Origin of the sequence: Flavobacterium sp. 316, from assembly GCF_000967805.1 — a bacterium.
GTDB classification, from domain to species: Bacteria; Bacteroidota; Bacteroidia; order Flavobacteriales; family Flavobacteriaceae; genus Flavobacterium; species Flavobacterium sediminilitoris.
In genome coordinates this window covers 375,540-388,238 of sequence record NZ_JYGZ01000005.1, presented here as the reverse complement: position 1 = coordinate 388,238, position 12,699 = coordinate 375,540, and the positions used below count along the sequence as shown (strand labels likewise).

The following is a 12,699-nucleotide window of genomic DNA, read 5'->3' as shown; positions in this document are numbered from 1 at the left end:
AACAAAACAGATTTAAAAGTATACCATGATGAAAAACAAGCTTTTTTACTTGAATTGTCATTTGCATATCATCAAAATATTGGTTAATAGGGTTTTAGTATATTAAATTAATGTGGGAGGACCTCTTAAATAGAATGAGTTTCTATTAAGAATAGTAATATTATTATTATTACTATATAGGTAAGGAATTTCTAAAACAGGAGGAAATAACGAGTATGTAAAAATTTCAGGAGAAAGAAAACTTGCAAACTTGAAATCACAAACAGGACAACTTTCTTTATCTGAAATAATTTTAGCAAATACACCTTTCGATTCTTCAGAAGAAATCGATTTTATTTCTTTATGACTATGATGAGAAAAAGTATGAAGTGACTGATAGCTAACAGCAAATAAAACTGACAGCATCAATATAAAGTTCACTATTACTATTTTTTTCTTCATTAACGACAAATATACTAAGTTTTATTGAAGAGTTTGTTTTATAAAAATTTTTTATGAAATAAAAATGAGATATTTTTGTCATACAACAATAAACACAAAAATTATTATGAAAAAATTATCTCTCCTAGTATTAGGCTTACTTTTCTTCTCTTGTAGCAGTGACGATTCAAATGACACTCCAGATGACAGTTCAAATACTGTTGCATTTTTCAAGGCTAATCTTACCAATTTAAGCGTAAACTACACTCAAGACAATAGCAATTCACCATCACATTTCAATCAATTTATTGTTGGATACAGTGGTAATGGCTCAAACAAGTCATTTTATTATAGTTCAACTATGGAGCCTTTGGGTCTTAACGACTATCCTTCATTAGACATTACATTACATCATATGTATCAATCAACAGATGAAAGCACAGAAACAACCAGTTTTAACACTATTTTTAGTAACAAACCAACTAACTTCATTACATCAGACCAAGACTTTAACTGGACAAAAGGTGTTAGTGTTACTTACACAGACAACAATGGTGACTCATACTCTACCCTAAGCGGAAGCCAAACTGGAAGTACTATTAATTATACTTCAACCGTTGCAGGAACAAATAGCCTTACAGGATTACAAACACAAACTGTTTCTGGAACTGTAGCTTGTAAATTATACAAAGATAGTGACCCCTCAATTATAATTAACCTAACATCTGGTTCTTTTAAACTAGTTTTTCAAGAATATGATTAAAACTTCAATAGACATTAATAAAAAGAGGCTTTGTTTAAAAAAACAAAGCCTCTTTTTATACAAGTTTTAAATTACACCAAACTATTTGCCACTAAATATTCTGCAATTTGAATAGTATTTGTAGCTGCGCCTTTTCTTAAATTATCAGCAACAATCCACATATTTACAGTATTTGGTTGGCTTTCATCTCTACGAATTCTTCCCACAAAAACATCATCTTTCCCTTCTGCATACAAAGGCATTGGAAAAGTAAACGTATCCGTATTGTCTTGAACTGTCACCCCTGAAGTAGCATGCAAAATCTGACGAACTTCAGCAACATCAAAATCATTTTCAAATTGAACATTAACTGCTTCACTATGACCACCAACAACAGGAATTCTAATAGCAGTAGCTGTTACAGCAATAGTTCTATCATTAAGAATCTTTTGAGTTTCACGCACTAGTTTCATTTCCTCTTTTGTATAACCGTTTTCTTCAAAAACATCACATTGAGGAATTGCATTTCTATGAATCTGATATTTATAAGCCATTTCACCCTTAACATCAGAATACTCATTTTCTAACTGTTGTACTGCTTTAACACCAGTTCCTGTAATTGACTGATAAGTAGACACCACAACACGTTTAATTTTATATTTTAAATGTAATGGAGCTAAAGCCATTACCATTTGAATTGTTGAACAATTTGGATTTGCAATAATTTTATCCTCTTTTGTCAAAGAACTTGCATTTATTTCAGGAACCACTAATTTTTTTGTAGCATCCATTCTCCACGCTGAAGAATTATCTATAACAGTTGTCCCTACTTCGGCAAACTTTGGAGCCCAAATCAAAGAAGTTTCTCCGCCTGCAGAAAATAGAGCAATCTCTGGTTTCATATCCACAGCTGTTTGCAATCCAACTACTTTATAAGTTTTCCCATTCCATTCCACTTCTTTACCAACAGATTTTTCTGAGGCAACAAGAATTAATTCAGTTACTGGAAAACCTCTTTCTTTTAATACTTTAAGCATTATTTCGCCTACCATTCCGGTAGCACCTACTACGGCAACTCTCATTTTTTTAAAATTTAATATTACAAAAGTATATAATATTCTTTTGTTCTATCCTTGAAATTACAAATTTCACAAAATTTAAACAAAACAAACTATTTTATAAAAAAGAACCCCGAAAATATCGGGGTTTAGTTAGAATATATAATGTAGCGGTAATCTATTTTTTTAATAAATCTCTAATTTCTGCCAACAATTCTTCTTGAGTTGGACCTGCTGGAGCTGGAGCCGCTTCTTCTTTCTTCTTCATTGCATTCACTCCTTTAACAATCATAAACATCACAAAAGCAACAATAACGAAATCAATTACATTTGTTAGAAACTCCCCCCATAAAACAGCAACTTCTCCTTCTAAAACACCTTCTGCATTTGCAACACCTTCATGAATAACAAACTTCATTTCTTTAAAATCTGATTTAAAAATCAAACCAATTAACGGAGAGACAATTCCTCCTGTAAAAGAAGAAACTACTTTATTAAAAGCAGCACCCATAACGAAACCTACAGCTATATCAACTAGGTTTCCTTTCATTGCAAAATCTTTAAATTCTTTTAACATACCTAAAAAATTTTTTGGATTAATTATCACGAAGATAATAATTTTTTAACATTTCATTTAATTTTTATAATAGACTCTTTTTACCCGTTTTGAAATTCCTGTTAAAACTTCATAAGCAATTGTGTCTATTGCCTTTGCAATCTCAGTCACTTTAAGATAATCTCCAAAAACAATTACTTCATCACTCGGTTTACAATCTATATTTGTTACATCAACCATCATCATATCCATGCAAATATTACCTAAAATAGTAGCTTTTTGATTTTTTATCAAAACGTATCCTTTCTCATTTCCCCAAGCTCTTCTAATTCCATCAGCATAACCTATTGGAATTGTAGCCACACGTATTTCTTGATCCACTCTATATTTCCTGCTATAACCAATACTTTCTCCTTCTTTAATTATCCTGATTTGAGAAATAACACTCTTCAGCGTACTCACATTTTGAAGATTACTATTTTCAATTTGAGAATTTCCAACTCCATATAACCCAATTCCCAAACGAACCATTTCTAACTGCATATTACTATAATTAAAAATCCCTGAAGTATTCAATATATGTCGAATAGGTTTTATTTCTAATGCATTAATAACTTCATTAGAATAATCAGTAAAACGACTAAATTGTAGCTTTGTAAAGTCATCAAACGAAGTATCATCTGAAGCCGCTAAGTGAGAAAAAACACTTTTAATTTGAACAAAATTATTATTTTTTAAAAGAGAAATTAATTCTGGTAATTGAGCTTCTTCAAAACCAAGTCTATGCATTCCTGTATCCAACTTAATATGTATAGGATAAGACGCAATATTTTTCTCTTTCACTAATTTTAAAAAAGCTTTCAATCCTGTAATTGAATATATCTCTGGTTCTAAATCATAAGCAATCATAGCATTAAAACTACTATTTTCAGGATTTAAAACCATAATAGGCAATTTTATTCCTGCTTTCCTAAGTTCAATTCCTTCATCTGCAAAAGCAACTCCTAAATAATCTACTTTATTATGTTCTAAAAGCTTTGCTATTTCAAAACCTCCATTGCCATAACCAAAGGCCTTAACCATAACCATTATTTTAGTTGTTGACTTCACCTTCGATTTATAAAAATTAAGATTGTGAACTATTGCATCAAGATTTATTTCAAGTACTGTTTCATGATTTTTTTCTTCTAACAAAACAACAATTTCATCGAAGTTAAAACTACGTGCACCTTTAATTAATATTGTTTCATTCTGAAATGATTCCGTATTAAATTGCTTTAAGAATTTAGCTGTTGAATGAAAAGAAATCACATTTGGTAATTCTTTTAAATATTTAGAAATAGTCTCTCCAATAACAATAACCCTATCAATTTTATTGTTTTGAATAGCTAATGCTACTTTCTTATACAACTGTTCAATTGGCAAACCTCCTTGAAAAATATCTGAGAGAATGATTGTTTTTTTCTGATATTGCTTTTGCTGTTCTAAAAAATCCAATGCCATTTTCAAAGACTGATAATCAGAAGAATAAGAATCATCAATCAAAACACAATTATTTATTCCTTTTTTAGCCTGTAATCTAATCTCAACAGGATATAGATTCTGAACACTGTTAATAATAGTTTGAACATCAACATTTAAATATAACAAAACAGAAATACAATGCATTGCATTTGACAAAGAAACAGCATCTTCAAATGGAATTGTAACACAAAAAGAATTACCGTTATAAAAAACATTCAACTTCGTTACACCATCATCCTTTTCTGCAATTTTTTCAGCATACACAGTCGCTTCATTATCAATAAAACTCCAAGTAAAAACAGCATTAACAATGTGTTTTTCAACTTCTTCATTTTTTTGAAGTACAACAACTTCACAATTTTTAAAAAGCCTTACTTTTTCAGCTATTTTTTCAGATTGATTCTCAAAGCCATCATCATGAGCCGTTCCAATATGAGTAAAAACGCCTATATTGGGCTGAATAATTGCTGCTAATTTTTCCATTTCTCCTTTTTGAGAAATTCCTGCTTCAAAAATTCCCAAATTATGATTTTCATTAGCTCCAAAAATAGATAATGGAACACCTACTTGTGAATTATAACTTTTCGGACTCCTTACTATTGAATAATGTGAACTTAATAAAAAATTCAACCATTCCTTCACTATTGTTTTCCCATTACTTCCTGTAATACCTATCACAGGAAAATGAAACAACTTTCTATAATATTTTGCTGTTTGTTGTAGTGCTAATGTTGTATCAGAAACAATTAAAAAAAGAGCTTTATCTTTAACATCATTAGGAATATGATCTACAACAAAGCACCTAACACCACTTTCTATAAGTTCCCCAATATAAGCGTGAGCATCATGGTTTTGACCTTTCAAAGCAAAAAACAATGTCCCAGAATTATTTTGCATAGATCTACTATCAATTGAAATATTCTCAATGATAAAGTCTTCAAAATCACCACTAATTTGTGCTGTAATTTCGGTAATTATACTTAAAATAGAAAAAGTCATTTATAATTTCCCTTCTTTATTTTCTTTCATTGCTTTAAAGAAAGCCGCACGACTCAAAGGTTCATACTCTTCCGTTTCACCTAACAAAACCAATTTACTATCTTGTGATTTTCTAAAACTATAATTAGCCAAGTTCCCTGTTCTAGTACAAACAGCATGAACTTTAGTTACATATTCTGCAGTTGCCATTAAGTTAGGCATTGGCCCAAAAGGATTCCCTTTAAAATCCATATCTAACCCAGCTACAATTACTCGTATACCACTATTTGCCAAATCATTACAAACTGAGACAATCTCATCATCAAAAAATTGTGCTTCATCAATACCTATAACATCACAACCTTGTGCTAAAATACGAATATTCCCTGCAACAGGAACCGGTGTAGATCGTATTTCATTTGCATCATGAGACACAACCAATTCGTCATGATAGCGAGTATCTACGGCTGGTTTAAATATTTCTACTTTCTGTTTGGCAAATTGCGCTCTTTTTAAACGTCGAATTAATTCTTCAGTTTTTCCTGAAAACATAGACCCACAGATAACTTCTATCCAGCCAAATTGTTCAGATTGATTTACGGTATTTTCTAGAAACATTTTGTATCTTTCGGTCGATTAATATTATTTTCTGTTACTTTTGTAAACAGAACAAATTTATTAAAAAACCAACCATATATTCAATTTCTATTCTATAAAGTTATGAAGAAAAAATTAGAAGCCGAATTAATCAGCATAGCACATCGCGTTTTAAAACTAAAAAATCGTTCTGAAACCAAACAATTACAGTTAGAAGCCAAGAAGATATACGAAATGTTAACTGTTCTCTCTTTTTATGAAGATAATTTTGAAACTCTAAAAAATGAAATTTCACAAGAAGAACTTGAAACAAAATTAGAAAACCCTATTGTTTCTAACAATATAGAAGTCCACACAAAAGCAGAAAACGACATTATACCTGTTCAAGAAACAGAAAACAATACGACAAAAAAACAATTTGAAGAACCTAAACCTTCTGAAGAGAAAAAAGAAGAAATTCAAAAAGAAGAAAATAATGGAACCGCTCAGCCAGCATTATTTGATGGTGTTCTTATAGAAGATTACAAAGAAGTCGACTTTGTAAAAGTAGAAGAAGTTCCAAAAGAAGTTGAAAAAATAGCCGATTTAACTTTTGAAAAAGCAGTAGAAACAATTGCAGAACCTGTTCAAGAAGAAACAAAAATCATAGAAAAAGAAAAAACTTCTAACGTTGTAAATGAAGAGCCTAAAACTATGTCTCTAAATGATCGACTTACAAGAGGAATCAATATTGGATTAAACGACAGGATTGCCTTTGAAAAAAAACTATTTGGCGGAAATCCAGACGATCTTAATCGTGTTCTTTCACAATTGAATACATTTGATTCTTTTGAAGAAGTAAAAGGATTCATAAATGATTTTATAAAACCAGATTACAACAATTGGGATGGAAAAGAAGAATATGAAACTCGTTTTTTAGAAATAATAGAAAAAAAATTCAACTAAAAAATGAATAAATATCTAAGAATAGCATATTGGATTTTTACAGCACTATTTTGTGCTTTAATGCTATATTCTGCTAATATGTACCTTAGTAATTACGAAATGGTAAATGGCTTTTTTGTAAATTTAGGCTACCCTACATATCTAATATACCCACTAGCTATTTTAAAAATAATTGGTGTAATTACAATACTTACAAACTTTAATAAAACATTAAAAGAATGGGCTTATGCTGCTTTCTTCTTTGAAATCATTTTAGCATTTTTTGCACATTATATGATAAAAGATGGAGGGCAAAAAACTGCACTTATTGCAATGATTTTATTATTGACTTCCTATTTTTTATATAAAAAAACAAGAAAATAAAGAAAAGAAAATGGGTAAATTATTCCTTGTACCTACACCTATAGGTAATCTAGACGACATGACTTTTAGAGCGATTAAAACACTCAATGAAGTCGATTTAATCCTAGCAGAAGACACGCGAAATAGTGGAAAATTATTAAAACATTTCGAAATTACCACACAAATGCATAGTCACCATATGCATAACGAACATAAAACAGTAGAAAACTTAGTCCAAAGAATGCAAGCAGGCGAAACCATCGCTTTAATCAGTGATGCTGGAACACCTGCCATTTCTGACCCAGGCTTTCTATTAACCCGAGCTTGTGTAGAAAATGGAATTGAAGTAGAATGCTTACCCGGAGCAACAGCCTTTGTTCCTGCTCTAGTAAACAGCGGGCTACCAAATGATAAATTTGTTTTTGAAGGATTTCTTCCCGACAAAAAAGGAAGACAAACTCGTTTTCTAGCCTTAGCTGAAGAAACTAGAACCATGATATTCTACGTTTCTCCTCACAAACTAAATAAAACACTAGCAGAATACATTCAATATTTTGGAGAAGACAGACGTGTTTCTGTTTCTCGAGAAATTTCAAAATTACACGAAGAAACAGTTCGTGGAACAGCAGTAGAAGTACTACAACATTTTGAAACAAAACCAGCAAAAGGAGAAATTGTAATATGTGTTGCAGGAAAGAGCATGAAATAATTATATTATCATTTTACAAAATTAAAGAAAAGAGGCTTAACTTTTTTTGTCCATTCAAAGGTCATAACTCCAAACCAGATAAAGCGAAGTATTAAAGGCTATATGACATAAGACCACATTCTAATTATCATTATCTAACCCCAAATCAAGCTCATCTATAATCAGAGAACTTGAAGAAAAGATGGAAGAATTATAATAAAAAAGATAACTATGAAAAAGTAGTTGTATAGTAAATTTAGGATTAAAAATTATATTTGTATAGCTAAAGCAGGATTAATTTAATAATCTGTATAGTTATTTTAGGACGAGTCAAAGACGGTGATACTCCCTATCAACCCCGTATATACCCCTTATCAAAGTCGTAGTTGTGGTACCCCATGACTTATTTTCTTTTGCGGTTTTTAGTAAAAAATAAGTGAATGACAACAAAAAATTAAACTTACAATAGACATTCTCCTCACAAAACATTCAGAAAAAAATAGTCCTATACGACCAGTTTCTGTAACTTTGTTTTCAAAAAAAAAAACAAAATATGACAACACACAATGTAATAACAACCTGGAAAGGAAAAATGCAATTTGAATCCACTAACCCAAGTGGAGAAACCATTACAATTAACGCTAGTCAAGAAAATGGAGGAGAAGGAGAAGGCTTAAGACCAAAAGCATTAATGCTTTCCGCTCTAGCAGGTTGCTCAGGACTAGATATTGCATCATTAATTGAAAAAATGAAACTAAAGGTAGACCATTTCAAAATAGAAACAAATGCAGATCTTACAGAAGAACATCCTAAAACATACAGTAAAGTATTGGTAGAATACCATTTCTTTGGGAATAATTTAAATGAAGTCAAATTAAAGAGAGCAGTAGGTTTATCCGTAGATAAATATTGCGGAGTTATGGAAATGTTTCGTCAGTTTACCACTGTTGAAACCAAAATTCATTATCACAACACTTTATAAAAATTCAAAAAAAGTGCTATTATTACATCAATTCATATTTATTTGTAATAAACAAATCCACATATAAGCCAAAATAAATTTAAAATTCAAAACCATGCGCTGGAACCTAAAATCAAAACCACAAAAAAACAAAATACAAACCTTACAAAAAGCACTTCATGTTGATGAAATTATTGCAATCCTACTACTTCAAAGAGGTATTGAAACTTACGAACAAGCCAAAGCTTTTTTTCGACCTACACTAAACGATTTACACAATCCATATTTAATGAAAGACATGGATAAAGCTGTTGAACGAATAGAAAAAGCAATTACAGATAATGAAAACATCATGATATTTGGCGATTATGATGTAGATGGAACCACAGCCGTATCACTAGTATCAAGCTACCTAAAAACATTACAACCCAACATTGCAACTTACATTCCAGATCGTTATACTGAAGGATATGGAATATCATACAAAGGAATTGATTTTGCAGAAGACAATAACATTACACTAATTATAGCATTAGACTGCGGCATTAAATCTATTGACCATATAAATTATGCTAAAGAAAAAAAAATAGACTTTATAATTTGCGATCATCACAGACCTGGAAACACACTACCCGATGCAGTAGCTATACTAGACCCTAAACGCGAAGACTGTTTATACCCTTATGACGAACTTTGCGGTTGTGGCATCGGCTTTAAACTCATACAAGCTCTTGGACAAAATCGCAATCAAACCATCGAAAATTTCATACCATACCTAGACTTAGTTGCAACAGCAATTGCAGCCGACATTGTTCCAATGACAGGAGAAAACAGAATCTTAGCAAAATTTGGAATGGAAGTCATAAACACAAATCCAAGACCAGGAATTAAAGCCTTAATTCAAAACAGAAAAAAACAAACACTAACCATAACAGATGTAGTTTTTATTGTTGCTCCCAGAATTAATGCAGCAGGGAGAATAAAACACGGTAATTATGCTGTTCAATTACTAACAGAATTTAACTTAGAACAAGCTACAGAATTTGCATCAGAAATTGAAGAATTCAACACAAACAGAAAAGGACTAGACAAACAAATCACAAAAGAGGCCTTGTCACAAATTGAAGAAAACAAAGAACAAGATCGATTTTCTACAGTTGTATATCAAGAAAATTGGCATAAAGGTGTTATTGGAATCGTAGCCTCTCGTTTAGTCGAAAACTATTACCGCCCCACTGTAGTTTTTACAAAAAGTGGAGATAAATTAGCCGCATCCGCACGTTCTGTTCGCGATTTCGATGTCTATAATGCCTTAGAAGCATGCTCAGAACATTTAGAGCAATTCGGCGGTCACATGTATGCTGCTGGAATGACCTTAAAAGAAGAAAATTACAAAAACTTTAAAGAAGCATTTGAAAAAACAGTTAAAAACACCATACACCCCAATCTACTGATCCCAGAAATAACAATTGATACAGAAATTAACTTTTCAGACATTACACCAAAACTCATTCGTATAATAAAACAATTTGAACCGTTTGGTCCACAAAATATGCATCCAGTCTTTATGTCTTCCAATTGTCACGACACAGGTTATGGTAAAACTTTAGGAAGCGAAGAAGAACATTTAAAACTATTTGTTAAACAAGATAATGAAGAAGCTATCGCAGGAATCGGCTTTGGATTAGGAAAACACTTATCTTTGACACAAAATAAAAAACCATTCCAAATAGCATATATTTTAGATGAAAACGAATGGAACGGAAAAACTAGCTTACAAATAAACATAAGAGCAATAAAAGCTTAAAAATGAAGAAAAAAGATCCGTATGCAGCATTACGTTTTAAAGAATTTCGCTTTTTTTTAAGCATGCGTTTTGCCATGGTTTTTGCATGGTCAATGCAATTTGTTATTATAGAATGGGAAGTATATAGCCTCACAAAAAACCCTTTATCATTAGGAATAATTGGCTTAATGGAAATCATTCCAGCCGTTTCAATGGCACTATTTGCAGGACATATTGTTGATCAAAGTGAAAAAAAAGGACTCCTAATAAAATGTCTTTTAGGATTTTCCATAATTAGCTTAGGTCTATTTTTAATAACAATTCCCAGTATTGTTAATTCACTTTCCATAAACAATATATTAACAATAATTTACATTTTAGTCTTTTTTGGCGGACTAGTCAGAGCCTTTATTGGTCCAACTGTGTTCTCTTTATTATCTTTAATAGTTCCAAAAAAAAATTACCCAAATGCTGCCACATGGAGTAGCTCCACATGGCAATTAGGTTCCATGTTTGGTCCAGCCTTAGCTGGAGTTTCTATTGGATTAATTGGAGTACATTGGTCCATGTGTTTAGTATTTACTTGTACATTATTTGCATTAATTAGTCTAATACAAATTTCAAAAAAACCAATCTTAAATCCTAAAATTGGAGAACCAATCATGCAAAGCTTAAAAGAAGGCGTTCGCTTTGTGTTTAAAAATAAAACAATATTAGGAGCTATTTCATTAGACATGTTTGCAGTATTATTTGGAGGAGCTGTTGCTCTATTACCCATTTTCGCACAAGACATTTTAAAAGTTGGCTCAGAAGGTTTTGGAATACTTAGAGCAGCGCCCGCAGTAGGATCTATTCTTACCATGATTATTGCAGCTTATGTGTCTTTGAATAAAAATGCAGGAGTTAAGTTACTAACTTCCATATTCATTTTTGGAGTAAGCATTATCGTTTTTGGAATATCCGAAATATTTTGGATCTCTGTAGTTGCCTTATTCTTAAGCGGTGTTGCCGATGGTGTATCTGTTGTAATAAGAAACACTATACTACAATTACACACGCCTGACAATATGAGAGGAAGAGTTTCATCTGTAAACTCTATTTTTGTAGGTTCTTCAAACGAACTTGGCGCTTTTGAAAGCGGACTTACCGCAAAATTAATGGGAGTAGTTCAAGCAGTTGTTTTTGGAGGTTGTATGACTATTGGAACAGTAATAACAACAGCATTAATAGCTCCTTCTTTTAGAAATTTAGATTTAGAAAAAGAAGTAGAAGAATTAGAAAAAGAAAACTAGCTCTTATTATATTCTTTCAACTCAAATATTTCCCCATCAAAAACTCCATATGTAAAATAACCAATCCAATCGCCTAGATTAGCATATTTAGATTTTTCACCAACATCAACAATCATAGGCAAATGACGATGTCCAAAAATAAAATAATCATAATGTTTGTATTCCAATTTTCTTTTTGCATATTGAACCAGCCATTCATTCTCCTCTCCAAGAAACTTAACATCCTCAGCTCCCGAAATTAATTTGTTTTTAACAGAAAGATATTGAGCTAATCGGACACCAATATCAGGATGCAACCAACGAAACAGCCATTTTGAAAAAGGATTAGTAAACACCTTCTTCATCCTCTTATATCCTTTATCTCCAGGACCTTTACCATCTCCATGACCTATTAAAAAAGTTTTCCCATTAAAAACAAATTCTTTATTATCATGATAAACAGGAATATTTAATTCTTTCTGAAAGTAATCATCCATCCATAAATCATGATTTCCAACAAAAAAATAAATAAGAATTCCAGAATCTCTTATTTCAGCTAATTTTCCTAAAACCCTAATAAATCCTTTTGGAACAACTGTTTTATATTCAAACCAAAAATCAAATAAATCACCCAACAAAAAAATAACATCAGCATCTTTTTTCACTTGATCTAACCAAGCAATAAACTTCAATTCTCTTAAAAAACTTTCTTCAGAGTTAGGTGCACCAAAATGTTGATCAGAAGCAAAATAAATCTTCATTTTTTTGTCCAATGGTTAGGCTATTTAAATTTCATACAAAAGTAATGAAAATAAACAATCATTAAACTGC

The 12,699-nt window shown here is 31.3% G+C and carries 13 protein-coding genes; 7 read left to right on the top strand and 6 right to left on the bottom strand.

Features of this window, described 5'->3' with window-relative positions:
* Positions 1-102 precede the first annotated feature (102 nt).
* Positions 103-441: a hypothetical protein gene (locus SY27_RS12830; protein WP_152640763.1), complete on the bottom strand. Its 339-nt coding sequence runs from the start codon at positions 439-441 to the stop codon at positions 103-105.
* A gap of 106 nt (positions 442-547) precedes the next feature.
* On the opposite strand from SY27_RS12830, the gene SY27_RS12825 reads away from it, so the two are divergent.
* Positions 548-1,183, top strand: coding sequence for a hypothetical protein (locus SY27_RS12825; protein ID WP_152640762.1), 636 nt, complete (start codon positions 548-550; stop codon positions 1,181-1,183).
* Positions 1,184-1,254: 71 nt separating this feature from the next.
* Here SY27_RS12825 and SY27_RS12820 read toward each other — a convergent pair whose 3' ends face one another.
* The 4 genes from SY27_RS12820 to SY27_RS12805 all read right to left on the bottom strand — a co-directional run bounded on the left by SY27_RS12820 (position 1,255) and on the right by SY27_RS12805 (position 5,896).
* A complete protein-coding gene (locus SY27_RS12820) occupies positions 1,255-2,244 on the bottom strand; it encodes an aspartate-semialdehyde dehydrogenase (RefSeq protein WP_045970891.1) in 990 nt (329 codons plus the stop codon).
* Positions 2,245-2,398: 154 nt separating this feature from the next.
* Positions 2,399-2,797: a large conductance mechanosensitive channel protein MscL gene (gene mscL / locus SY27_RS12815; protein WP_045970889.1), complete on the bottom strand. Its 399-nt coding sequence runs from the start codon at positions 2,795-2,797 to the stop codon at positions 2,399-2,401.
* 57 nt (positions 2,798-2,854) lie between these two features.
* On the bottom strand, positions 2,855-5,299 hold the full coding sequence (locus SY27_RS12810; RefSeq protein WP_045970887.1) for a bifunctional UDP-N-acetylmuramoyl-tripeptide:D-alanyl-D-alanine ligase/alanine racemase: 2,445 nt from the start codon (positions 5,297-5,299) through the stop codon (positions 2,855-2,857).
* Positions 5,300-5,896 carry a thymidine kinase gene (locus SY27_RS12805; RefSeq protein ID WP_045970885.1) on the bottom strand — a complete coding sequence of 199 codons (597 nt, stop codon included), beginning with the start codon at positions 5,894-5,896 and terminating at the stop codon, positions 5,300-5,302.
* 102 nt (positions 5,897-5,998) lie between these two features.
* Between SY27_RS12805 and SY27_RS12800 the strand changes: the two genes are divergently transcribed.
* From SY27_RS12800 to SY27_RS12775, 6 genes are all read left to right on the top strand, one after another.
* Entirely contained in the window at positions 5,999-6,820 is an 822-nt protein-coding gene (locus tag SY27_RS12800) for a hypothetical protein (protein WP_045970883.1), read from the top strand.
* A gap of 3 nt (positions 6,821-6,823) precedes the next feature.
* A complete protein-coding gene (locus SY27_RS12795) occupies positions 6,824-7,183 on the top strand; it encodes a DoxX family protein (protein ID WP_045970881.1) in 360 nt (119 codons plus the stop codon).
* A 10-nt stretch (positions 7,184-7,193) separates the two neighbouring features.
* Positions 7,194-7,871 (top strand): 16S rRNA (cytidine(1402)-2'-O)-methyltransferase, encoded by a 678-nt coding sequence (gene rsmI, locus SY27_RS12790; RefSeq protein ID WP_045970879.1) that lies wholly within the window; start codon positions 7,194-7,196, stop codon positions 7,869-7,871.
* Positions 7,872-8,403: 532 nt separating this feature from the next.
* On the top strand, positions 8,404-8,832 hold the full coding sequence (locus SY27_RS12785; RefSeq protein ID WP_045970877.1) for an OsmC family protein: 429 nt from the start codon (positions 8,404-8,406) through the stop codon (positions 8,830-8,832).
* A gap of 94 nt (positions 8,833-8,926) precedes the next feature.
* Entirely contained in the window at positions 8,927-10,618 is a 1,692-nt protein-coding gene (recJ, locus tag SY27_RS12780) for a single-stranded-DNA-specific exonuclease RecJ (RefSeq protein ID WP_045970876.1), read from the top strand.
* 2 nt (positions 10,619-10,620) lie between these two features.
* A complete protein-coding gene (locus SY27_RS12775; RefSeq protein WP_045970875.1) occupies positions 10,621-11,889 on the top strand; it encodes an MFS transporter in 1,269 nt (422 codons plus the stop codon).
* Here the strand turns inward: SY27_RS12775 and SY27_RS12770 are convergent.
* Positions 11,886-12,629 carry a UDP-2,3-diacylglucosamine diphosphatase gene (locus SY27_RS12770; RefSeq protein WP_045970874.1) on the bottom strand — a complete coding sequence of 248 codons (744 nt, stop codon included), beginning with the start codon at positions 12,627-12,629 and terminating at the stop codon, positions 11,886-11,888. The two genes, SY27_RS12775 and SY27_RS12770, sit on opposite strands and share 4 nt — an antisense overlap.
* Positions 12,630-12,699: the final 70 nt, after the last annotated feature.